Source organism: Streptomyces sp. NPDC060198 (assembly GCF_042728415.1).
Classification (GTDB): Bacteria; Actinomycetota; Actinomycetes; order Streptomycetales; family Streptomycetaceae; genus Streptomyces.
Window position 1 is genome coordinate 15629 of record NZ_JBHWZJ010000027.1, and the last position, 23233, is coordinate 38861.

The window sequence follows — 23233 nt, forward strand, 5'->3', positions numbered from 1 at the left end:
GTCAGACCCTTTGCGACCGTGTGCACCCGCGCCGCACTGTCAACGCGGCGCGCCCATAACGACGTTGCCGGGGCGCGTCAGCGCGACGGCCCGACGGGCCGGCCGCGTCCGGCCCTCCCCTTCCGTGCCTGTTGAGGGTGGCGGGGCGAGGGGGCCGCCCCGTCGCCGGCGGGGTGCGGTGCCCGGCGTCGCGTCGGGCACAGCCGTCACCCGGATAAAATGGCGTGTGCAAAGAAGGTTGAGGGCTGCATCGATGGGCATCATGCGGACGCACGGGGGAGCGGGTGACGTCAATGAGTTCCCGTACTCATCAATTGCCGGACGCGGGCGCGGACGGCGATGCGTGAAACGCCAACGCCTGCCCAAGATCGGTGGATTGGCGAATGGCTGGGAAAGCGCCGGATAAACCTCCTCGGCGCTCCACATTCAACTACCTTCGGAACGTGCTGATATGGGCCCGGCGTCTGCGCCGCGTTCCTGGTAACCGTCTTCATATTGATTCCTGAAGACGGTTTCCCGCCTGGTGGGACGTGACTACAGTGCTGTCGGAGAACCACGGACAGGAGCGATTGCGGTCGGCGGTGCGACGCCGGCCGGAGCCGAACGGGGAACAGCGTGCCGATCGCCATTGCAGTAACCAGCGCTGACCTGGTGCTACCGCCCACCGACCAGCAGACGCCGACCGCCGCTCTGCTGCACGCGCCACAAGCTCAGGCACTGGAACTCGCCGTCGGCGACATCCATCTCCTGCTGGAGCAGCACGGATACGTCATCGCCGTGTACCCGTCCTCCCTTCCGCCCGCCCACGAGCGGAGGCTCTACGCCATCCGCTCCGTTCTGGAGAGCGATCGGATCGCCCTCCTCAAGGTCGATCTCCCACCGCTCGGAATCGCCGTACTCGTACGGCAGTTGCGCCAGCTCTCCATCTGTGACTTCAGCCCCGGCGTGGTCGCCTCCGCCGTACGGCTGCTCGCCCACTACATCCACACCGGAGCGCTGCTGAACTCCGTGGCCAAGCTGGACCGTTTTCCGGTCAGCCTCAAGGAGCACGCCAAGTCATGGGTTCCGGGCGCCCAGTTCGTCGCACTCGCCGGCACCCACGGGCGACTGGTCAAAGTGCGGCCGACGATGGAGCCGCTGCCCGGGCCGGATTTCGCGACCCATCTGCTGATCGCCAAGGGGCAGGCGCCGCAGGAATGGGTGCGGGAGCGACTGGCTCCCGACTGGAAGGTCCAGGCCATTCACGAGGCGGCACTCCCCGCCGAGTCGGTCCGCTGGTGGGGCACCCAGAAGCTGGTGGAATTCGCGTCCTACCTCCCGGACATCTCCGTCCTGTACCAGCTGGTGGCCTCGGTGCGCCGGGAGAATTGCCACTGGTGCGGCATGGAACTCATCGGTGACCGCTGCGGGTTCTGCTCGTCCCCCCTCGCGCAGCCCGAGCGCCGGACCCACGCCTCGGTCGTACTCGCCCGTGAGCGGTAGCGACCGCCGCCGGGTCACCCGCCCTTCGCCGGGCACACCGCACCGCGCACCCCGCCCTGTCCGCAGCCCCACGCATCCGATCCGAACGAGGTTGTCCGGTCCATGAACTCCCGCCAGCGCCGTGGCGTCATACTCCTGCTCCTGTCGGTCCTGTGCGCCTTCGGCGCCTTCGCCGGGGTGCTCTCGGTGATCAGTGACGTCAACTCGAAGGTCGGACCCGAGGTCACCGCGTACCAGCTCAAGACCAACGTCGCCCCGTACACGGCGCTGAACACCGGTCAGTTCGAGAAGATCTCGATGCCCGAACGGTGGCTTTCCACCAACGCGGTGACCGATCTGCGCGAGGTTCAGGGCAAGATCGCCGTCACCCAGCTTCGCGAAGGCTCGCTTCTGCAGACGGACATGATGGTCGCCAAGCCCGAACTCCGGGCCGGTGAGCAGGAGATCGCCATCATGATCGACGCGGCGACCGGTGTCGCGGGCAAGATCACTCCGGGTGCCACGGTGAACGTCTACGCGACCTTCGCCGCCGAACGCGAGGGTGATCCCGCCCAGTCGAAGGTGATCGTCGCCAACGCCAAGGTGCTCGACGTGGGCAAGCTCACCGCGCTGGAACCGGACCGCAACGGCACCTCCTTCCAGATGACGCAGGCGGTGCCGATCACCTTCGCCCTCAACACGCTGGACACCCAGCGCATCGCGTACGCCGAGTCCTTCGCGGAGCACGTACGACTGGCGCTCGTCGCCCCCGGCAGCGATGGAACGATCCGTCCGGGCGATCGCACCTACCAGCTCGACAAGGACAAGTGAGGACGGATGACCACCAGAATCCTCCCGGCCGTGGGGGACGTCGACGCGGCCAGGTCCGTCACCACTCTGCTCAGCCAGCTGCCCGACGCCGAACCGGCCACCCCGGTCGGTGACTCCACCCAGCTGATCGACACCCTCGCCCGGCTTGCGGGCGAGGCATTCGACGAGCTGCCGGAGGTCGTCCTCGTCCACGAGCGCATCGGTCCGGTGCCCGCCCTGGAGCTGATCAGGGAGGTCTCCCTGCGCTTCCCGGCGGTAGGGGTCGTCCTGATCACCGCCGACGCCAGCCCCGCGCTCTTCGCCGATGCGATGGACTCGGGTGCCCGCGGCATCGTCACGCTCCCGCTCAGCTACGAGGAACTGGTCAACCGCATCCAGGCAGCGGCCCAGTGGGCGTCCGGCGTACGGCGCCACCTCAGCTCGGGGAACGAGGTCTTCACCGGTCCCGGCGGCATGGTCGTCACCCTCACCGGCGCCAAGGGCGGTGTCGGCTGCACCGTCACCGCCGTGCAACTCGCCCTCGCCGCACAGGCGTCCGGCCACACGGTCGCCCTCGTCGACATGGACCTGCAGACCGGTGACATCGCCTCGTACCTGGACGTGCAGTTCCGCCGGTCGATCGTCGACCTCGCCCTGGTCTCCGAGATATCGCCCCGCGTCCTCACCGACGCCGTCTTCTCCCACTCCACGGGACTCTCCCTGCTGCTCGCACCGGGCGACGGGGAGCGGGGCGAGGAAGTCAGCGACCGTTCCGCCCGCCAGATCGTCAGCGCCCTGCGCTCGCGGTACGAGGTGGTCGTCGTGGACGGCGGCAGCCAGATGAACGGCGCCAACGCGGCGGCCGTCGAGATGGCCGACGTGGCCGTGCTGGTCACGACCCCCGACGTCATCGCGGTGCGCGGCGCCAAGCGCATCGTACGGATGTGGGACCGGCTGCAGATCCGCAAGGCGGAGGAGACCCTCACCGTCGTCAACCGCTACACCCGGAACACCGAGATCCAGCCGCCGCTGATCCAGAAGATCACCGGCACCAGGGTCGCCGGTGTGGCCGTGCCCGCCAACTTCAAGGAGTTGCAGGGAGTCGTGGACGCCGGACGGCTCCACGAGCTCGACGCCAAGAGCGCGGTCAAGCAGGCACTCTGGGGACTGGCCGGGGAAATCGGGATCGTCAAGCCCCGGCCGGGGGAGAAGAAGAACGGCAAGGTGCGCAACGACCGGGGCTCGGTCGGCGGCCCGCGCGGACGGCGCGGCGCGGACCAGGGCCGGGGACGGACCGAGGGGACACGTTGACCGATGACCACCACGCCGAAGCACGACACCGACATAGGGAGGAGGCGCCCCGGCGTCTCTTCCCGCGAGGGGCGGCCCGCCGCCGTTGAGCCCGCACCGATCGAGGGGCGGGGCCCCTTCCGTACCGCCGGCGGTACGGACCGCGACCGGGGGCAGACGGCGATCGAGTTCCTGGGCATGACTCCGTTCATCATCCTGATCATGCTCGTGCTCTGGGAACTCGCTCTCGTCGGCTACACCTTCAGCCTCGCCGGGAACGCCGCCGACAAGGGGGCCCGGGCCGGCGCCGGGGCGGAGTTCGGATCGAGCTCGGCCTGCCGGCAGAAGGCGCGAGAGAACCTGCCCGACGCCTGGGAGGGGAACGCGGTCATCAGCTGCCGCGGCGGCTCCTCCCTCTACCGGACGAAGGTCCGCCTGAAGGTTCCCGTACTGGTACCCGGCCTCTTCGACCTCGACGTGCACATCGACGGCGACGCGGCCTCACCGCAGGAGGGCTGAGCCGATGACCACCACGACGGCTCCCGCGCTTCCCGTAGTCCCCTCCACCCGCCGCGACCGCGGCCAGGTGGCCATCGAATACCTCGGATTCCTCCCCTTGCTGCTCCTGGTCGGGATGCTCGCGGTCCAGCTGGGCCTCGCGGCGTACGCGGCCAACCAGGCGGGCACCGCCGCCCGGGTCGCGGCCCGCAGCGCCGGCCAGGACTTCCCCAGGGGGGACGCCGCCCAGGACGGCCGCGACGCCATCAGCGACTGGCTCACCGGCGGCGACGAGTTCCGCATCGCCATGTCCGGCGGGGCCGACGAGGTCACCGCCACCGTACGCATCAAGGTCCCGAGCGTGGTGCCCGGCGTCGACTGGTCCTGGGCCGAACGCAGCGCCACGTTCCCGAGGGGCTGATCGCGCCGCCCCTCCCGTACCACCGCCCCACCTGCCCGCAGCACCGACCGGAAGCCAGAAAGAGAGTCAGCCACATGAGCCTGCGGGCACGCATCACCGCTCCCGAGGAGAAGGGCGGGGCGGGCGAGGACGGCCACATGGTCGCCCTCTACCGCGCCAAGCTCCTCGAGGAGATCGACCTCGCGGAGATGTCCTCGCTGGCAGCCGCCGACCGGCGGGTACGGCTGGAACGGGTACTCGGCCACATCATCAGCCGGGAGGGCCCCGTCCTCTCCACGGTGGAGCGCTCGCAGCTCATCCGCCGCGTCGTCGACGAGGCCCTCGGCCTCGGCATCCTGGAGCCGCTGCTGGAGGACGCGTCCATCACCGAGATCATGGTCAACGGCCCCGACCAGGTCTTCGTCGAGCGCAGCGGCAAGGTCGAGCAACTGCCCCTGCGCTTCGGGTCGCACGAACAGCTGATGCAGACCATCGAACGCATCGTCTCCACCGTCAACCGCCGCGTGGACGAGTCCAACCCGATGGTCGACGCCCGGCTCCCCAGCGGCGAACGCGTCAACGTGATCATCCCGCCGCTCTCGCTCACCGGCGCGACCCTCACCATCCGCCGCTTCCCCCGCTCCTTCACGCTCCACGAGATGATCGGCTTCGGCTCGCTCGACGAACAGATGCTGGTGCTGCTCGCCGGGTTCGTCCAGGCCAAGCTGAACATCATCGTCTCCGGCGCCACCGGCACCGGGAAGACCACTCTGCTCAACGCGCTCTCCGGGCTGATCCCGAACAACGAGCGCATCGTCACCATCGAGGACTCCGCCGAGCTCCAGCTCCAGCAGAACCACGTGATCCGGCTGGAGTCCCGCCCCGCCAACGTGGAGGGCAAGGGCCAGATCACCATCCGCGACCTGGTCCGCAACTCCCTGCGTATGCGCCCCGACCGCATCGTCGTCGGTGAGGTCCGAGGCGGCGAGTCGCTCGACATGCTCCAGGCGATGTCCACCGGCCACGACGGCTCGCTCGCCACCGTCCACGCCAACAACGCCGAGGACGCGCTGATGCGCCTCCAGACCCTCGCTTCGATGTCCGAGATCAAGATCCCGTTCGAGGCGCTGCACGACCAGATCAACAGCGCCGTCGACATCATCGTCCAGCTGACCCGGCACGCCGACGGAACCCGCAAGATCACCGAGATCGCCGCACTGGACTCGCACGGCCGCGACCCGTACCGCATCGCGAGCGTCGCCCGTTTCAACGCGCAGCCGATGGCCGCGGACGGCAGGATCTACGGCCAGTTCCAGTACCTCCCGCTGCCCCGCCGTATCGCCGACCGCCTCTACATGGCCGGCCAGCCCATCCCGCAGGCGTTCGGCGTCGCCATGCACTCCGATCAACTCGCCACCCGAGAGGCCATGTAGGTACCCCCGCCATGAAATATCTCCCTCTGATCTCGGTCGGTGCGACGCTGCTCTGCGGCGTGCTCGGCGTCTGGGGCCTGTACGCCTACACCGGCGGCAAGGCGGACCGCGACGCCCTCGTGGACCGTCTGTCCTACGCGGGGCACGCTGCCAGGAACAACAGGCGCTTCGCCGGACTTGACCGGCGGCTGCGCACGACCAAACTCGGCCGGAAGCTCGAACTCAAGCTCGGCGCGACGGGTCTGGACATCACGCCGGGCGAGTTCCTCGTGTACGCGATCGCGGCGATGGCCGTCCTCTGGGCCGTCGCGTCCGCGATGCTGGCCTCCTTCTTCGGCCCGGTCGCCGCACTGATCGGGTTGTGGGCGACGAATGCTTTCCTCAACTGGCAGCGGACCAAGCGGACCGAGCGGTTCATCAATCAGTTGCCAGAACTGTCCCGCATCCTTGCCAACGCCACCCAGGCCGGACTCGCACTGCGAACCTCGCTCGCCATGGCAGCGGAGGAACTGGAGAACCCGGCCGGGGAGGAACTGACCAGAGTCGCACGCCGGCTCGCCGTCGGTGAATCACTGGACGACGCCCTGAGCGAGCTGACGGACCGGCTGCCCTCTCGTGAACTGGCTGTTCTGATCTCGACCTTGGTCCTCTCCAACCGGGCCGGTGGCACGGTCGTCAGCTCGCTGCGCAACCTCACCGAGACGCTGGAGGAGCGCAAGGAGACCCGTCGCGAGGTCAAGACCCAGCTCTCCCAGGTCACCGTCACGGCCTACGCGGTTCCGGTATTCGGGCTCGGCGCGATGCTCCTGATGAACGCGGTGATGCCCGGAGCCCTGGACCGCATGACCGGAGCCTTCCTCGGCCAGGTCGCCGTGGTGGTCTCCATCGCCCTATACGCGATCGGATTCGTCGTCATCCGTCGCATGTCCCGCATCGACGTCTGAGGGAGGAACGGACATGGACCTGTTGCTCGCCGTGGGCATGGGAATCGCCGTCTACGGCATCATCTACGGCTACCGGATGTACCGTGCCGACGCCAAGCTTCCCACCGACCTCGCCATCGCTCTCGAAGTGGGAGCCACCCGCACCTCCGCAGTCGGCTCCGGCATCGACCGGCTCGGTATGCGGTGGGCGCCCACCGTGTTGCGGATGATGGGCGCGAAGCAGGTCAACAAGAAGCGTCGCCAGATCGACATGGCGGGCAACCCGGGCGGCCTCACCATCGATCGGTACGCGGCCCGCCGCGCGGTCTACGGCGCACTGGGCATGCTGGGCGCGTTCGCCATGCTGCTGCGCGGCCAAGTCTTCTTCGCTCTGTTGATGGTCGGCTTCGGCCTGTTCTGGGTCGAGGCAGGCATCTGGTCGGCGGTTCGCGTCCGCCGAGACCACATCGAACGCACTCTCCCCGACTTCCTCGACGTGCTGGCCGTCGTCGTGTCGGCGGGCCTCGGGTTCCGGCAGGCCCTGGGCCGGGTCGCGGAAAAGTACGAAGGCCCTTGGGCTGATGAACTTCGCATCACCCTGCGTCAGATGGACATGGGGGTCAGCCGGCGGGAGGCCTTCGACGAGCTGCGTAAACGCAACGACTCCGAGCAGGTCGCCATGTTCGTCACCGCCCTCCAGCAGGGCGAGGAGCTCGGTGCCCCGATCGTCGACACCTTGATCCAGATCGCCAACGACATGCGGCGCACCGACGCGCAGAACGCTCGCCGGAAAGCAGCCCGGGCGGTGCCCAAGGCGACCTTCGCCGTGACGACCTTCCTTCTGCCCGGCACCCTCATCCTGCTCACGGTCGGGTTCATCTACGGCGCCGACGTGGACTTCGGGTTCGTGACGGGCGGATGAGATGAGGGCCGGTGGCTGTGCGCGGGAAGGAGGAGCGGCGTCCATGGAGCGAGGAGGACGATGGCACGCGCTGATCGGGGAGCTCACCCATTCCTCCATCGGTGTGCAGGCGGTTCCCACTCTGGCCATTCAGGTCAACGCACTGCAGGCCATGTGCCGACAGGTCTTCGGCTTCAGGCTGGCGATGATCGCCATCGCCACTCCCTTCGCCATAGGACACACCGCGCCGGGGGCCGCGACCTGGCTGATCGGCGGCGCGATCCTCGTGACCTTCATGGGGTCATACGTTCTCTTCCGTGACTGGGAGCGGTTCGGGCCACAGCTGTTGCGCCACCGCTGGGTTCTCGGCATTGACGTGTTTCTGGGAGCTCTGTTGCTGGTCACGGCCACTCCGGAGTCGACCCTCGCGTACGTCACTGTCTGCACTCCTCTGCTGGCCGGGCTCGTCTACGGCTGGAGGGGCGCGGCCGTCTTCGCGGCGCTCCAGATCGTCATTGTTCTCGGCGTGTACAACACTGTTCCAAGTCTTCGCAGTGAGGACGGAAGTGCCCTGCTGTTGCCGGGCTTCTGTGTCATTGCGGGGGCTGTCGGCGTCACCCTGCGTAATCTTCTGATCCGGTTCGGCACGGCCAGCCAGGCCCTTACCGAGACCCGCGCGAGGCTCGCAGTGAACGAGGCGGTGGAGGGCGAGCGCACCCGTCTCGCGCGCGAGATGCACGATTCCGTGGCGAAGACCCTGCACGGGCTAGCCATGGCTGCGGAAGGTCTAGCCGGTTCGGCCGACCGGATGGACCCGTTGACTGTCCGGAGCCACGCAGAGCTCGTCGCGCGCTCCGCTCGCCGTGCCGCAGCGGAGTCCCGCGAACTACTCACCGATCTGCGGCGCGAATCTGGATTGGACGGCGGTGTCGATGTGATGGCCGAACTGATGGCTCGCACGGAGGACTTCACGAACCGCCACCCCGTCGGTGCGGCCTTCCGGCCGTTGAGCGACCTGCCGGTACCGCCAATGCCCCCTGCGGTGGCACGGCAGCTTCTCACCGTCGCCTCCGAGGCGATGGAGAATGCGAGCCGGCACGCCGCCCCGACCCGTCTCCTCGTCCTCGCAGGTGTGCAGGGCGATGTCCTGCGCGTAAGTGTGTGCGACGACGGGCGCGGGCTGCCGGACGGTACCACCCTCGAAACCTTGAGGAGAGCGGGCCACTTCGGCCTCGTCGGCATGGTGGAACGCGCGGCCTCGATCGGCGCGCGCATCCGCATCGGTCAGGGCGAGGCCGCGCGGGGCACCGAAGTGCGCCTCGACCTCCCACTGGCGGCTCTCAGTTCCGCGGGAGCCGTCTCAGGGCCGGAGCGGCCGGAACCGGACCCACTCAGGCCGACGCCGCCCTCCACCCCCACGTCGAAGAGATTATGAGAGGAGGCCGCAGAATGCCGGAGAACGGATACCGGGCGACTGGGCCCTCGGTTCCCAGCCGCGGATCGGACCACCTCGCGGCCGCCGGTCCGGTCCGAGATGTCCAAGGAGTCACGGACGGGCAGCAGTTCGCGACATCCAAGGCCGATCCTTCCCCCTTCCCACCACCCCCCACCGCCTCGCCCGTAGTGCTGAGGGTCGTGGTGGCCGACGACAATCCCGTCGTCCGGGCCGGCCTCAAGGTCCTGCTCTCGGGGAGGCCCGACATCGAGGTGGTGGCCGAGGCGACGGACGGACGGCAGGCGTACGAGGCGGCGCTGCTCCACCGGCCGGACGTTGTCCTGCTCGACGTACGGATGCCGGGCGTTGATGGCATATCAGCCCTGCCGCACCTCGTGCCGATCGCGCCGGTTCTGATGCTGACGTACAGCCGTGAGAGCGAGATTGTCCAGGAGGCACTCCGTTTGGGTGCGAGCGGGTACCTGGTCCACGGTGAGTTCAGTGCCGGCCAGCTCGTGCAGGCGGTTCGCGACACGAATGACGGCCGGGCACACTTCACCGCCACGGCCGTGGACGCGCTCCTCGACCACATGCGTCAGGGTGTTCCCGTGCACTCGGCTGGGCTTCCCGAGGGGCTGGGTACCGCTCTCACCTTGGAGGGCCCGTCCCGGAGCGCCACTCGTGTCGTGTCCGCAGAGTCCGAGCCCGTTCTTACGGAGGCCCGGCAGAGTAAGGACTTGTCACCGGAAGGACTTTCGCAGCTGCAACCGATTGTGGGACAGTCGACTGTGAGCGGCAGTTCGATTGGATCTGTCAACCGCCAGCAATACGGCCTGAGTTCGCGCGAGGTGGAGATCATGGAGCTGATTGCGAGCGGCATGAGCAATCGGCAAATCGCTGCCACGTGCTTCATCTCCGAGAAGACCGTGAAGAACCACATCAACCGCATCTTCACGAAGCTGCACAGCGGTACCCGTAGCGAGGCCATAGCCCGCTGGCTGGGTACAGCACCTTCGGCGGACCGGGAGTCGCGGGGAGGCCGGTAGTGATGGGGCGCAGGACGACCGAGACGCTGGGTGCGGAGGGGGCGCGCGTTGGTTGCGTGCGCAACAACGTCACCCGAAATGGGTTTTGGGCCCGGGAATGGGCCCTGGGGCCCTCCGGAGTCGAGGCCTCTTCGTCGTATGTTCTCCATGCCGCGAAAGGCCCCGGCCAGGAGGAAGCCGGTACCGGACGCGACGCCACGGGAACGCGCGAGTCGGCCGACAATCGGTCGGCCGGACCAGGAGGGGACCACCATGTCGAACATCACCCTGAAGACCGCAGTCCGCGTCAACGGCTGGGCCAACACCGCGGTCTCCGCGATGCAGAAGCGCTACGCGGCGAAGGACCGGGGCCAGACGGCTTTCGAGTACCTCGGCATCATCCTGGTGGTTGTGGCGATCATCGGCGCGATCGTGGCGACCGGGATCGGCGGTGCGATCTCGGAGCGCATCAAGGGCCTGGTCACGTCCATCACGACCAAGTGACCGCACGAACCCGGCTGGACCGAGGGCAGGCCTTCCCCATCTACGTGATGATGGTGGCAGGCCTGCTCTTCCTCGCGTTGGCTTTTTTCGCTGTCGGTAAAGCCTCGGCACTCCGCAACGGCGCCCAGGGGGCGGCGGATGCATCCGCGTTGGCGGCGGCGCAGGCCGCCCGTGAGCAATTCGAAGCCCCCTTCATCGCCGCCCTCTGGACCAACTCGATAGACGTGTTCCTTCAGGCGTCCCCCTTCTACGCCGCGTGCGGTGCGGCTCAGGGATTCGCGTCGGACAACGGAGCGGACCTCAGGAGTTGCATCCCGGAAGAAGGCGGTCGCCGTGACACGATCACCACGGAGGTGGAGGGTCGAGACACGGTTGACTCGTCGGTGATTCCGGGATCCGACAAGACTCGGGCCACGGCGGAGGCGACCGCCATCGTCGAGTTCCGGTGCGACTGGAGGTCCGTCGATCTGAATGACGACGGCGTCCAGGACATCTACTTCTTCACCTGTGACGGCGGAAAGATGGCCGAGATCCGGCCAAGCAGCCCCCCGCCTTGGTCCAGCGTGAGCAAGATTCTCTTCGACGTGCACTTGGTCGACAAATGACAGCGAACGACGAGTAGAGGGATCGGCCCATGAGCATTCGGCGCACCACGAGACCCCAGAGGGTGATGATGACTGTCGCGATGTCCGCGACGGTTGCCCTCGCGCTCACCGGTTGTGGAGGGGACAGCGACGGTACCGACAGCGGAGCTGCCGGCTCGCCCTCGGCATCGTCCAGCCCGGCTGCGGAGGACAAGGGGCAGCAGCAGCCGGACACGGCCGCGGGAGACCCGGTCGACCCGAATGTGAAGCTCGCCGAAGCCCAGGGAGAGGACGGCCTCACCCTGGTCGTCCACGCGGTGAAGCGGGACGCGGGTGGCTTCGTCACCGTGCAGGCCGAGATCAAGAACACCGGCAGCGAGACGCGTAATACCGCCGGATGGGGAGGTCAGGAACCCACGATCGTCGCCAAGAACCCCAACTCCGTCGCGGGGGCGACGTTGGTGGACAAGACAGGCAAGAAGCGATACTACGTCCTGCGCGACACCGACGCGCGATGCCTGTGCACGACCGCCATCGCACCCCTGTCGCCAGGTGGATCCGCCTCCGTCTTCATGCAGTTCCCCGCACCGCCCGACACCACCAACGAGGTGGACTTCACCCTGCCTACGTTCGCCACCACGTCACTGAAGATCTCTGGGTGAGCGGGGACATGACCACCACGCAGCGGCAGTGGCGCCGGAGCCACGCCGGAGCCACCATGGTCGTGGGGCTGATGCTCGCAGGTACCACGGTGTTTCTCGGTACCACCTCCTACGCCGACGACGGCCCCAGCACGCCCCCCGGCACCGAGGCCACGTCCGAGGCCCCCGTCCCCCTCGACGCCAACGACCCCGACCTCAAGATGCCCGAGGGCGGCACGCTGGCCCCCGGCAAGGTTCTCGACATCGTGCAGGTCGTCGAGGACATGGGCGGTGAGGAGCGGCGGGAGGACTCGAACCAGTCCATCAAGTTCGCGCTCCAGGCCGAGGTGCTCTTCGGCAAGGACAGCGCGAAGCTGAGTCCGCAGGCGAACTCCCGCATCGAGGCCATCGCGGCCGAGATCAAGGCGCAGAACGCCACCCAGGTCCGGATCTTCGGCTTCACCGACAACCTGGGCTCCTCGGCCCACGGCGACGTGCTCTCCAAGCAGCGCGCGGAGGCCGTGCACGCGTTGCTCTCGAAGGAGTTCGGCGCCGAGGTCACCTTCGAGATCCGCGGGTACGGCGAGGAGTACCCGATCGCGGACAACAGCACCGAGGAAGGCCGGAAGAAGAACCGTCGCGTGGAGGTCTCCTTCCCGCGCGGTGCCACTTCCTGACACCGAGCTCCTGCCGAGCTGATACGTGGCCTCAGGACTCGCTGCACAACCTCAGCGAGAGTTGCACGGCGGCGGCATCCGTGTCGCCGCCGTGAGCCCCGCAGGCCGGAGTCGCCGCCGTGAGCCCCCCAGGCCGGAGTCGGCACCGACCTCCTGGACGAGCCGCGGGGCGCCGATGCAGATGATGTTCGGCTGGGGCAGATCGCGAACCGGAGCTGGGCCGGGATCGGGTGGGTACGTGGGTCCGCCACGACGGGGAGACCGCCGAGGTAGTGCGGATGGCTGCCACCACGGCACGCGATGAAGTGGTCCTGAGGGATCGGCTGTCCGCACCGTGACTCCCCTGGGGTCTCGGAAGACAGGGTCGGTCCGCCCTCCGCCGTGATCACGGTGAGGGCTGCCCCCTCACGGGAGCCGTTGTCACACCCGACTGGCAGAGTGCCCCGGCATGGACACCTCTGAGTTCTGGACCATCATCGAGGCCGCCCGATCGGCCGGTGGTCCGGACATGCCTTTCGCCGAAGCCCTGGTCGATGAGCTGGCCGTCCTCACCAAGGACGGTGTCCTCAGCTACCAGGAACGCTTCGACGAGGTGCGTGCCGCGGTGTATCGATGGGACGTGTGGGCTGCCGCCTACCTCATCGGCGGCGGCTGCTCGGACGACAGTTTCACGGACTTCCGTGCCGGCCTGATCGCCCTGGGCCGCCACTGGTACGAGAAGGCAGCGGCTTGCCCGGACAGTCTTGCTGAGCACCCGGCAGTGATCGCCGCCGCGACTGTGCACCGCGACGAGGCTCTCTTCTACGAGGAGGTCAACTACGCAGCCAGTGAAGCGTTCGCGCGCATCACCGGCGACGGGGAGGACTTCTACGAGGCGTGGGACGCGTACAGAACCTCCCGGGACAGCGCCGAACGGGGCTCCGAAGGCATGGGAGAGGACTTCGACTTCGACGATCCCGATGAGATGCGGCGCCGACTGCCGCGGCTCGCCGCCCTCTGCCTTCGTGACGCCCCATGACCGACCTTGCCAAGCAGCGACTCCGCATGCCGATGTCCGCCCTCACCGGAGCCGGTCCTCACGTCCTCCGCTGCCCAGCCCATGGCTGGACCGGTGTCCGGGCAGGGAGGCCGAACAGGCCCTCGAACCGCCGGAGTCGTGTCGCACGTTCGTCGCTGAGATCTCCAACGGCATTCAGGAAGGCCCACCCTCCGCGCACGAGCTTCTGCCGCTGGGACGACTCCCCGACAGCCGGCAGCGCTGGAAAGCCGAGTGCCGGCTGAGCCCCGAACCATTCGATGGCAGGGCGCTGCGGAGGCCCACGGCGCCATTCCCCCTCGAAGGGAATGGCAAGGGGAGTACGACTTCTACGACCACCACCAGCACTCGCCCCTACTGCATGGCATCCATCAGGACGGATTGATCCTCTTGGGCAGCAACCGTGGCCATGGGTTCTGGATTCGCATCGTGACTCGGCCTCAACGCGGCTGAGTCCGGTGGTTGGGCGACGGAGGCGCGGCCCCTTGTGCCGAGGCGGGAGAGGCAGCAGAGCCGGAAGTCGACTTCGTGTCCTGGCTCCAGGACTGGCGGGCTGATCGAGGGTGGTGGTCTCAGGCCCCGGTAGACCTGGACTGTTCAGGCGCCGGGTTCGCCCTGGCTGGGGAGATCGCTTGCCGGTGCGAGAGGGTGATGCGGCGCCGGACCAGGTCGATGTCCAGGATCTTCACGGGGAGTGCGTCGCCGACGGCCACCCTCGGCTCCTCCGGGCCCTTGCCGCCCAGTTCGGTGTTGTGCACCAGCCCCTCGAAGCCGTTCTCCTTCTCTTCGACGCGTACGAACACGCCGAACGGTACGAGCTTGGTGACGCGGCCGACGACGGTCTGGCCGATCTGTCCGAGGAGCAGTGGCATCGGGTCTTCGTGCAGGGCCTTGAGCGACAGCGACACGCGTGCGCGAATCGGGTCGACGTCGAGGATTTCGGCACTGATCTCCTGGCCGACGGCGACGACCTCGGAGGGGTGGTTGAAGGGACGCCATGACAGCTCGGGGACATTGATCATCGCTTCGAAGCCGCCGATGTCCACGAAAGTGACGCAGAAGTCGGCGATCCGGGTCACCCGGCCGGTGACGGTCCCACCTCGGTGAAGAGTCTTGAGGAGCGCCCATTTCCGAGTGCTCGGGGTGGGGTCGATCTCCCAGCGTGCGCGTACCACCCCGTCGCCGTCGGGCAGGACGGCGGCCAGCAGCGGGACGCGCTCGTCGGCGTACATGGGCAGGATCATCGCGGCGGAAGCGCTGGAGAGCCGGGCGGCCAGCTCCGGGACCTCGTCTTCGTCGGCGGTGGCGCTGTGCATCCGCCCGTCTCCGCCCTGCCAGACACACTCGACACGGCCCTCGGTGGGGATCGTGGCGAGTACCCCGTCGATGTCGGAGGACAGGTCCGGCCAGATGGCCAGCCTGGCTCGGGGAGCGAGTCCGGCGCGGACGGTGTCGATGGTGTCCGGGGTGAGGCGGTGCCAGCGCCCGGAGTTGTGGGCGGACTGCTCTTCCAGAACCCTGGCCTCGGTCCCTGCCATCGACCAGCGCACATGGCCCCAGAACTCGTCGTCGGCCGGCCGCTGGGGACTTTCGTCCTCGGCTTCGAAGGCGTACGGCGAGGTGTCTGTCCGTTCAGGGAACAACCCGAGCGCGCGGGTCCGGGCCACCGCGGTTTCGCAGGGCCGACTGCTGCCGACGTACATGTACTGGTCCCAGCCCACGTGCACGGCGAAGGTGTCCTCCACTTCCAGCCGACACCAAGCGCCACCGTCGCGCAGCATGACCCGTACAAGTTCCGTCGCGGTGCCGACCGAGACCTCCGCACCATCGTGGAAACCGTCCGGCCCGGTCGGGAAGAGACCGTCCAGCCCGAAGCCGTCCATCGGTGGCTCCAGCCCGAAGTTCACGCAGGGCACCGGGAGGTGCGGCTCGCGCACCGCCAAGCGCTCGACGCCGCTGTCCGAGGCGAACGCCTTGATCGCTCGCAGGTAGGCGCCCTCGACCTGGCCGCGGTCGCTGATGGTGTCCTCGGCACCGGTGTAGTGGCCGTGTTCATCACGGTCGGCGGGGTCGTACTTGGTGACGCGATAGACGTAGGGCAGCACGCCTCCATCTTCCCGCAGCCCGGCCCTCGCCGGGGCGCCCACGTCCGCAGACGCTCGGGCGCGACGGATCGTTCCCGCCGCCGCTACTGGTCGCCCCGGGCCCGCCAGTCGTGGCCGCCCGTCCGGCCGCCGCCGTCACGCCGTCCGGACGGGTACGGGTACCGGTACGAGGACGGCGGGGAGTGGGGCGAGGCGCGCTCATCCAGCAGCCGGTCCAGCGCGATCCCCACGACCGCGCCGGTGAGGAGAGAGACGGCCGGCATGAGTACGCCCTCGATGCCCACCAGCTCCCAGGAGACGCCGTAGCCGTAGCCGAGCCCGACGAGCGGGACGGTCAGACAGCCGAGCGGGTACAGCGTTCGGGACGCCCGGTGGGTCTCGGGGAGCAGCCGGGCCGCGACCAGTACGGCCAGGGCGGTGACGGCGAGGCGGGGTACGTGCAGCAGGAGGAGCCGACTGCCGAAGTCCTCCAGGCGTTCAGGGGAGCCCAGCATCACGTCCGACGCGCGGTCGGCCATGAAGCAGAGGGTCACGAACACCAGCGCGCCCGCCGTCCAACTGCGGGTGAGGGGAGCGAACCATCCGGTGCGCGGGCCGCCACCTGTTCCGCCGCGACCGGTTCCGGCGTCCTCGCGGGCCGCGCCCCGGTCCTCTCGCCAGCCGTCACCGCTCATGGTCCACCTCTCCCCGGCGCACGCCCATGGCCCTCTTCGGAGGGTAGGTGGCGAACGTGCCCGCACGCACGGGCCCCCGGCCCCAAGGGAGACCCAAGTTCCGTTCGGTACAGAGCTGTTGATGGGCTCTTTCACGGCTCCGGCGGGTGGGCCCTCGACTGAGCCCTGGGGCCCAAGACCGCACCGGGAAACGGAGCTAGCGTCGAACCCATAGACCACGGACGATCACGAGCAAGGCACGAGCAAGGCACGAGCAATCGTGAACGGCCACGAGCAATCGCGAGCAACGCACGAGCAATCGCGAACGACCACGAGACCGCGGTCCGGCGCTCCCCCACTGTGCCGGGCCGCACGCAGACGGGAAGGTGACCGAGGACGTGCTGACCTCGCAACAACTGGTGCTGGAAGAACGGGAGTCCATGTCTCCGCCGCATGGACTTGCTGGGTGGGGCGGACCGGAGATCCGGACGGCGGCACGGCGCCGCCCACCCGCAGCGGGCCCGGTGCGCGGCCATGCGGGCGGTCCTGAGCGGTGAGGGTGCTGGAGAGTGTGCGCAGCCTGGTCTTCCTGGGGAGCTTGCCGCAGGCCAGGGCTTTTTCCGCCACCTGCGCGGAGCGCGCCTCCGTCGTGCTGCTGCGATCCCTGGAGCTGGCCGGTCGCACCGACGACCTGGAGGCGTGCCGGACCGCCGTCGACCTGCTCTGGAGCCCTCGCCCGCAACCCACCGCCGCCGTCCCCGGTCTGCTCCGGCGGCTGCACGGGTTGCCCGAACTGCACGGCCCCGGAGCCGTCGCCGGTCTCGACGTGCTGGCCAGGACCGGCGCCCGCGCGCTGTACTCCGCGCTGGTACTCGCCGCCTGTCCGGAGGGTCGCGGCGGACCGGGAGGCGCGGTGGAACCGTCCCTTTTCGCGCGGGACTTCGCGCGGGAGATGTACTTTCATGGGGCGAAGCGGCTCCCGGCGGAGGAGGACGGCGCGCAGAACCGTGACGTGTCGTTGATCATGTCGTTGAGGGCGGCGGAGTTGTCCTCGTCGCTGTCCTCGCTCCGGTCGAAGGCGGCCGAGGAGGGGCGTTACCGGCTGGCTCTGGCGGTCACCGGGTGCACCGCACAGCCGCAGCCGCCCTGGCCGACGGCGGTGGACGGCCGGAGGGCCGGTCTGCGGCAGCCCGCCTGACGCCGCACCGTGCCCGCCGTCGCGCTCCTGGCGCGCGTCGCGCCCTCACGCCGTCGCCCCGTGACACGCAGGCGTTACACGTGAGGTGCAGGGTGGACGGACACGGCCGAGGGACGCGGCGGGCGGACCTGGCGGGCGGCACGGGCACGGGTGTGCTGAGCGGAGGACGGGCGGTGGCGATGCGAAGACGGGCCGGACGTGTGGCGGGCGGGCTCGTCGCCGTGGCGCTCTGTCTGGCCGCGGGGGCCTGCGCGCCGGGCGGCGCGGGAGCGGGCCGGGGGAGCCCGCGTCCGGGGATCACGGACGGAATCCTGGCGGTTCCGTCCCCCGCACCGGCTTCCGTCGCCGCCGCCTCCTCGGGTCACGAGCCCGCCGGGTCGCCTGCGGCTTCCCCCTCAGAAATGGTGCTGCGGAGCGGTGAGTTGAAGGGTTACGTGATCGCGCCCCTGCGGTACGAGGAGGCGGGCGGCACCGAACGGTCCGACACCCCCTCCTGCGCGCCGCTCGCCGATCTGGTCAACCTGGCCCCCGAACCGGCCCCTGCGGCCTCCGTGCTGCGTACCGCTGTCGACGCGTCCCGTGCCGGGAGGGACGACCAGACCGTGGTGACGCTGCTGCTGGCCGCCTACGCCGACGACGGCGCCGCGTCGCTGCTGGACCGGGTGCGGCGGGCCGTCGACGTCTGTGCGGGCGGCTTCGGCACCCGGGGGGACGACGGGCCTGCCGCGTACTTCGCCGTCACCGCGTTGCCCGCTCCGCGCGTGGGCCAGGACGCGCTGGCATTCCGGATGGTGTGCGACCGCGACGGGCACCGGAGCCCGCTGGTGTTCACCGTCGTACGGGGCGCGGGCGCCGTCGTCGTCTTCAGCGCGGCCAACTACCTGGACGGCGAGGTCCCGGAGATCCCGCCCGCGCTCGTCACCGCGCAGGCCGGGAAGCTTCCGCCCGCCCCGTGACATTCGCCGAGGTCGCCCGAGGTCACCGGGACCAGGGCCCCGCGATCTCCCCGCGACGGGGTTCAACCGCCGGCCGGCTCCGCCCCGTCCGTAGTCCCCACCGTCACCCGTACCCCCGGCCGCAGCCCCCACCCGGCCATCGCCCCCGCCTGCGACTCCACCGCGTGGCGGGCGCGCAGCCGGGGCAGGCCGAGCCGGCCGGGCTTCATCGTGCGGACGGCGAGGACGTTCAACCTCCGGTCCAGATAAGCCACGTCGATGGCGAACCGCATCCGGAAGGTGTGGACGCTCGAACAGGGCGTGAGCAACAGCGCCCCCTCGATCCCGTCCTGCCCGAGCAGCCCTCGGGTACGCGCACGGTAGGAGGCGGCCACCCGCAGCGGGACCACCCGCGCCTCGCCGCCCGCGCCCACGGTCAGTGTTCCGTCGCCATCGCGCCATCTGCCCATGGGTACCGACCGTAGCGCCCACCGGCAGGCTCCGTGCCGTCTCCGGCGAAGATCCCGGCGTCCGCCCGCAGGTTGCCCTGGACGACCCGGCAGGCTTCGTGCCGTCTCCGGCGGAGATCCCGGCGTCCGCCCGCAGGTTGCCCTGGGCGATCTCGCAGGCTCCGTGCCGTCTCTGGCGAAGATCCCGGCGTCCGCCCGCAGGTTGCCCTGGGCGATCCCGCAGGCTCCGTGCCGTCTCCGGCGAAGATCCCGGCGTCCGCCCGCAGGTTGCCCCGGCCGACCCCGCAGGCTCCGGGGCCGACCCCGGAGCCTGCCCTGGCCGACCCCCGCACGCGAGCCGGCCGTCAGTGGGCCCTCGGACCCAAGACCTGTGCGGGGGAGTGCGATTAGGGTCGGTCCGTGGACGCCATCCGGATCGCCGTCGTGACTCTCGCCGCCGTTTGGGGCGCTGCCACCGGGCTGTTGATCCCGCGTGCCGCGTACCGCTTCTCGGTGGAGCCGGAGGAGGCGTGGCGGGACGCGTGCCCCGCCGGGCACCCCTTCTCCGCGACCGGCCCCAGCCGCGGCTGGCTGGGCGCCGCCGGTTGCCGGGCCTGTACGGCGGACGGTTCCGCCACCGCCCCGTACGCGCCGCAGGTCCTCCTCGCCGCCGTGACCGCGTCGGCCTGCGCCCTGCTGGCCGCTGCCACCGGTACCCGTCCCGAACTGGCCGTCTGGCTGCTGCTCGCACCCGTCGCCGTCCTCCTCGCCGCAGTCGACCACCGGGTGTACCGCCTCCCCGACCAGCTGACCCTCCCCCTGGCCGGAGCCGCCGCCGTCCTCCTGGGCGTGGTGTCCCTGCTGCCGGAGCACGGCGGCTCCTGGTCCGGCGCGCTGCTCGGCGGTGCCGCGCTGGGCTGCTTCTACCTGGTCCTCTACCTGATCAACCCGAACGGGATGGGCCGCGGCGACGTGAAGCTCGCCCTCTCCCTCGGCGTGGTGCTCGGCTGGTACGGCTGGCCGGTGCTGGTCGCGGGCGGGTTCGCCGGGTTTCTCTACGGTGCGGTGTACGGCCTCGGGCTGCTGGTGTTGCGGCGCGCGAACCGCCGTACGGGTATTCCGTTCGGGCCCTTCATGATCGCGGGCGCGTTGACCGGGGTCGTCCTGGGCGCCCTGTGACGCCCGGGCAGGGGCCGGCCGTGAGCATGTACGGCGATCCGGCGCCCGACGGCCGCAAAACCGTTCGCGATCGTCGCGCCGCCCTGGAACCCTGCGGGCATGCCGAAGCAACCGGAGAACCCGGTCCCCTCCCAGCCCCTCACCGGGGCCGACGCCGACCGCTTCGCCGCGCTGGTGGACGAGGCGGAGGCGGCAGAAGTGGACGGCTGGGACTTCTCCTGGCTGGACGGGCGGGCGACCGAGCAGCGGCCCTCCTGGGGATACGCCCGCCGCATGGCCGACCGGCTGGGCCGGGCCACCGCCGCGCTCGACATCCAGACCGGCGGCGGCGAGGTGCTGGCCTCGGCTCCCGTCCTCCCGCCGCTCATGGCGGCCACCGAGTCGTGGCCGCCGAACGTGGCCCGTGCCACCGCACTTCTCCACCCGCGCGGGGCGGCGGTGGTCGTGGACTCCGACGAGCCGCCGCTGCCGTTCGGGGACGGTGCCTTCGACCTGGTGGTCAGCCGCCACCCGGTGACCACCTGGTGGCAGGAGATCGCCCGGGTACTCGCCCCGGGCGGGACGTACTTCTCCCAGCAGGTGGGCCAGGCGAGCGTCTTCGAGCTGGTCGAGCACTTCAGGGGCCCGCTGCCGCCTTCGGCGTACGCCGCCCGCGACCCCGAGCGGGCCCGTACCGACGCCGAGGCGGCAGGGCTGGTCGTGACCGACCTCCGGTCGGAGTCACTGGACACCGCGTTCTTCGACATCGGGGCCGTCGTCTATTTTCTCCGCAAGGTGATCTGGATGGTGCCGGGCTTCACCGTCGACGGCTACCGGCCGCAACTGGAGTCGCTGCACCGGCGGATCGAGGCCGAGGGCGTGTTCAGGGCCCGGACCACGCGCTTCCTCATCGAGGCGCGCAGGCCGACAAGCCCCGTACGAGACCGCTTTCGGTGAGGAAATCATTAACCTCCCTCCGCTCGCGCCGTCTTGTGCCGCAGAGTGCGATCCTGGACGAGTCCTACGGAGAGAGGGAGCGTGGTGTGGGGAGCGAGCAGTCCGGGGGGACGGCCGGCCGGCACCGCTCGGGCAGGTCCGACTGGCTCCGGGGCGCCTGGATCATCGGCGTCCACGGGGTCTTCTACCGCCCGGACGGCCGGGCCGGGGGCCCCGAAGCGGTGGAGTTCGTCCTCGCCGAGGAGCGGTCGGTCCTGATCACCTGTGCCTCCGACCGGACGCTCCGGGTGACCGCCGGCACCTGGCCGCGGCTGCCGGACTGGTGCGTGCCCGCGGGACTCTGGGTGCACGGCCCGCTGAACAGCCTGCCACCCGCGCCTTACGGGAAAGGCTGGACGGTCACCGGGACGCAGGAGAGCCGGGACGAGAACGACCAGGTGCGCGAGACCGTCATCCACTGCGGGAACGGCGACTTCGTGGTCGTCGCCGGGGACGCGCTCGTCATCCGTTTTCATCCGGTCTGAAGTGGTCCCATTCATCCGGCTGAAGTCGTCCCATTCATCCGGCTGAAGTCGTCCCATTCATCCGGTCTGAAGTGTTCCCAAGCCGTCCGAAGCGACCTGAATCGCGCCGAAGCGGTGTGATCCGGCCCGGAGGGGGCGCCCCTGCCGGTCCGGACCGTCCCCGTGTCGTCCCGCACGCCGCTCCGATGGCGGCTCGGGGCCGCCCCACGCGCCCGGAATGCCGGATTCCCTGCCCGCTGCGGAGTCCGCCGAATCCGGAGAGTAGTGGTGGAGTGGCGAGGCGGGCAATAACGCTCACGAAGGGTTAGGGTGGAGCTCCCCCCCTCGGGCCGGTCCGTATCCCCCCCACGGACCGGCCCGTTTTCTCGTACGGCCCCGGCTTCACGGCCGCGACCCCGCAGTCCCGCCGCCACCTCCGCAGCGCCGGAGCCCTCCGCGATGCACCCGGCACTCCCCGGAGTCGCCGCGCGACACGGTGGCACGAGGGGTGGGGGAGTGCCCACGTTTCTCTGGTCTTCGCGGAGTTGTGACAGACCGGGTTGGGCCCGTACCGCCTTCCCGCAGTAATGTGACGGCTTCGGGGGAACGCCGGCGCGAGGCGCGGCACACGTCCGCGCGGGGCCGTGCGGGCATGGCGGCGAACCCCCCGCGGGGCGGTCCCCGTACCCCTGTGACAGGGGCGGACGGGCCGATGACCCGAACGGAACCGAGAGGGTGAACTCAGTGAACTTGCGCGACCTGGTGTACGGGCTCTACGCACGCCGGGTGGAAGGCCGGCTGGACCACTCGCAGGTGCCGAAGCACATCGGAGTCATCCTCGACGGCAACCGCCGCTGGGCGAAGGCGTCCGGTGGTTCCGCGGTTCAGGGCCACCAGGCCGGTGCGGACAAGATCTCCGAGCTGCTCGGCTGGTGCAACGAGACCGATGTGGAGGTCGTCACCCTCTGGCTGCTGTCGACCGACAACTTCGACCGCCCCGAGGCCGAGCTGAAGCCCCTTCTCGGCATCATCGAGAACACCGTGAGCAACCTGGCCGCGGACGGTCGCTGGCGGGTCCACCACGTGGGAACCATGGACCTGCTCCCCGCCCAGACCCAGACCGTCCTCAAGGAGGCGGAGCAGGCCACTGCCGACGTCGACGGGATAATCGTGAACGTCGCGGTGGGCTACGGCGGCCGTCAGGAGATCGCCGACGCCGTCCGGTCGCTGCTCCTGGACCACTCCGACAAGGGCACCACCTTCGAGGAGCTCGCGGAGGTCGTCTCCACCGATCTCATCTCCGAGCACCTCTACACCCGAGGCCAGCCCGATCCCGACCTCGTGATCCGTACCAGCGGCGAGCAGCGCCTCTCCGGATTCATGCTGTGGCAGAGCGCTCACTCCGAGTACTACTTCTGCGAGGTCTTCTGGCCGGCCTTCCGCAAGGTCGACTTCCTCCGCGCGCTGCGCGACTACGCGGCCCGCCACCGCCGCTACGGCGCCTGAGGAGCGCACCGCCTCCCCGGGAACGGGAGCGGGCACGGGGTCGTGCGGCGCACTGCCCTATATATACGTGCGACCCATACGTGCGACGCGTAGCCGCGTGCCCGGATGCGTACGCACCATCGCCACGAGGGCGTCCCCGTCGACCGGGGGC

Annotated in this window: 24 protein-coding genes; 21 read left to right on the top strand and 3 right to left on the bottom strand. The window is 69.7% G+C overall.

The window, feature by feature from the left end:
• Nucleotides 1-615: 615 nt before the first annotated feature.
• The 15 genes from ACFWEP_RS06420 to ACFWEP_RS06490 all read left to right on the top strand — a co-directional run bounded on the left by ACFWEP_RS06420 (nt 616) and on the right by ACFWEP_RS06490 (nt 13600).
• Nucleotides 616-1482 carry a hypothetical protein gene (locus tag ACFWEP_RS06420; RefSeq protein ID WP_387366438.1) on the top strand — a complete coding sequence of 289 codons (867 nt, stop codon included), beginning with the start codon at nt 616-618 and terminating at the stop codon, nt 1480-1482.
• Nucleotides 1483-1584: 102 nt separating this feature from the next.
• The gene (gene cpaB / locus ACFWEP_RS06425; RefSeq protein WP_387366441.1) at nt 1585-2292 is read left to right on the top strand and encodes a Flp pilus assembly protein CpaB; all 708 of its coding nucleotides are present in this window, start codon (nt 1585-1587) and stop codon (nt 2290-2292) included.
• Nucleotides 2293-2298: 6 nt separating this feature from the next.
• On the top strand, nt 2299-3582 hold the full coding sequence (locus ACFWEP_RS06430) for a CpaE family protein (RefSeq protein WP_387366444.1): 1284 nt from the start codon (nt 2299-2301) through the stop codon (nt 3580-3582).
• 3 nt (nt 3583-3585) lie between these two features.
• Nucleotides 3586-4080, top strand: a complete 495-nt coding sequence (locus ACFWEP_RS06435; RefSeq protein ID WP_387366447.1) for a TadE family protein — start codon at nt 3586-3588, stop codon at nt 4078-4080.
• A 4-nt stretch (nt 4081-4084) separates the two neighbouring features.
• Complete coding sequence (locus ACFWEP_RS06440; protein WP_387366450.1) at nt 4085-4480, top strand: TadE/TadG family type IV pilus assembly protein; 396 nt, start codon at nt 4085-4087, stop codon at nt 4478-4480.
• Nucleotides 4481-4554: 74 nt separating this feature from the next.
• Complete coding sequence (locus tag ACFWEP_RS06445) at nt 4555-5892, top strand: CpaF family protein (protein ID WP_387366453.1); 1338 nt, start codon at nt 4555-4557, stop codon at nt 5890-5892.
• 11 nt (nt 5893-5903) lie between these two features.
• Nucleotides 5904-6836 (top strand): type II secretion system F family protein, encoded by a 933-nt coding sequence (locus ACFWEP_RS06450; protein WP_387366456.1) that lies wholly within the window; start codon nt 5904-5906, stop codon nt 6834-6836.
• Nucleotides 6837-6849: 13 nt separating this feature from the next.
• A complete protein-coding gene (locus ACFWEP_RS06455) occupies nt 6850-7737 on the top strand; it encodes a DUF5936 domain-containing protein (RefSeq protein WP_387366459.1) in 888 nt (295 codons plus the stop codon).
• Between the two features lie 43 nt (nt 7738-7780).
• Nucleotides 7781-9151 (top strand): sensor histidine kinase, encoded by a 1371-nt coding sequence (locus ACFWEP_RS06460; protein ID WP_387366462.1) that lies wholly within the window; start codon nt 7781-7783, stop codon nt 9149-9151.
• Between the two features lie 14 nt (nt 9152-9165).
• Nucleotides 9166-10197 carry a response regulator gene (locus ACFWEP_RS06465; protein WP_387366465.1) on the top strand — a complete coding sequence of 344 codons (1032 nt, stop codon included), beginning with the start codon at nt 9166-9168 and terminating at the stop codon, nt 10195-10197.
• A 252-nt stretch (nt 10198-10449) separates the two neighbouring features.
• Nucleotides 10450-10680: a hypothetical protein gene (locus ACFWEP_RS06470; protein ID WP_387366468.1), complete on the top strand. Its 231-nt coding sequence runs from the start codon at nt 10450-10452 to the stop codon at nt 10678-10680.
• Entirely contained in the window at nt 10677-11285 is a 609-nt protein-coding gene (locus ACFWEP_RS06475; protein ID WP_387366471.1) for a pilus assembly protein TadG-related protein, read from the top strand. Before ACFWEP_RS06470 ends, ACFWEP_RS06475 begins: the two co-directional genes overlap by 4 nt.
• Before the next feature lie 29 nt (nt 11286-11314).
• Nucleotides 11315-11926: a hypothetical protein gene (locus ACFWEP_RS06480; protein WP_387366474.1), complete on the top strand. Its 612-nt coding sequence runs from the start codon at nt 11315-11317 to the stop codon at nt 11924-11926.
• Nucleotides 11927-11982: 56 nt separating this feature from the next.
• Entirely contained in the window at nt 11983-12582 is a 600-nt protein-coding gene (locus ACFWEP_RS06485; protein ID WP_387366513.1) for an OmpA family protein, read from the top strand.
• A 448-nt stretch (nt 12583-13030) separates the two neighbouring features.
• Entirely contained in the window at nt 13031-13600 is a 570-nt protein-coding gene (locus ACFWEP_RS06490) for a DUF4240 domain-containing protein (RefSeq protein WP_387366477.1), read from the top strand.
• Nucleotides 13601-14190: 590 nt separating this feature from the next.
• Here the strand turns inward: ACFWEP_RS06490 and ACFWEP_RS06495 are convergent.
• On the bottom strand, nt 14191-15723 hold the full coding sequence (locus ACFWEP_RS06495; RefSeq protein ID WP_387366480.1) for a S1 RNA-binding domain-containing protein: 1533 nt from the start codon (nt 15721-15723) through the stop codon (nt 14191-14193).
• An 83-nt stretch (nt 15724-15806) separates the two neighbouring features.
• Nucleotides 15807-16397 (bottom strand): hypothetical protein, encoded by a 591-nt coding sequence (locus tag ACFWEP_RS06500; RefSeq protein ID WP_387366483.1) that lies wholly within the window; start codon nt 16395-16397, stop codon nt 15807-15809.
• 550 nt (nt 16398-16947) lie between these two features.
• Here ACFWEP_RS06500 and ACFWEP_RS06505 point away from each other — a divergent pair.
• Together ACFWEP_RS06505 and ACFWEP_RS06510 are read left to right on the top strand one after the other, a co-directional pair.
• Nucleotides 16948-17574, top strand: coding sequence for a hypothetical protein (locus tag ACFWEP_RS06505; protein ID WP_387366486.1), 627 nt, complete (start codon nt 16948-16950; stop codon nt 17572-17574).
• 173 nt (nt 17575-17747) lie between these two features.
• Nucleotides 17748-18530, top strand: coding sequence for a hypothetical protein (locus tag ACFWEP_RS06510; RefSeq protein ID WP_387366489.1), 783 nt, complete (start codon nt 17748-17750; stop codon nt 18528-18530).
• Nucleotides 18531-18592: 62 nt separating this feature from the next.
• Here the strand turns inward: ACFWEP_RS06510 and ACFWEP_RS06515 are convergent, their stop codons facing one another.
• Complete coding sequence (locus tag ACFWEP_RS06515; RefSeq protein ID WP_387366492.1) at nt 18593-18979, bottom strand: DUF192 domain-containing protein; 387 nt, start codon at nt 18977-18979, stop codon at nt 18593-18595.
• Nucleotides 18980-19378: 399 nt separating this feature from the next.
• Here ACFWEP_RS06515 and ACFWEP_RS06520 point away from each other — a divergent pair, with 399 nt between their 5' ends.
• From ACFWEP_RS06520 to ACFWEP_RS06535, 4 genes are all read left to right on the top strand, one after another.
• Entirely contained in the window at nt 19379-20137 is a 759-nt protein-coding gene (locus tag ACFWEP_RS06520) for a prepilin peptidase (protein WP_387366495.1), read from the top strand.
• 99 nt (nt 20138-20236) lie between these two features.
• Nucleotides 20237-21073, top strand: a complete 837-nt coding sequence (locus ACFWEP_RS06525; RefSeq protein WP_387366498.1) for a class I SAM-dependent methyltransferase — start codon at nt 20237-20239, stop codon at nt 21071-21073.
• An 86-nt stretch (nt 21074-21159) separates the two neighbouring features.
• Nucleotides 21160-21597, top strand: coding sequence for a hypothetical protein (locus ACFWEP_RS06530; RefSeq protein ID WP_387366501.1), 438 nt, complete (start codon nt 21160-21162; stop codon nt 21595-21597).
• A gap of 723 nt (nt 21598-22320) precedes the next feature.
• On the top strand, nt 22321-23082 hold the full coding sequence (locus ACFWEP_RS06535) for an isoprenyl transferase (protein ID WP_387366516.1): 762 nt from the start codon (nt 22321-22323) through the stop codon (nt 23080-23082).
• Nucleotides 23083-23233 lie beyond the last annotated feature (151 nt).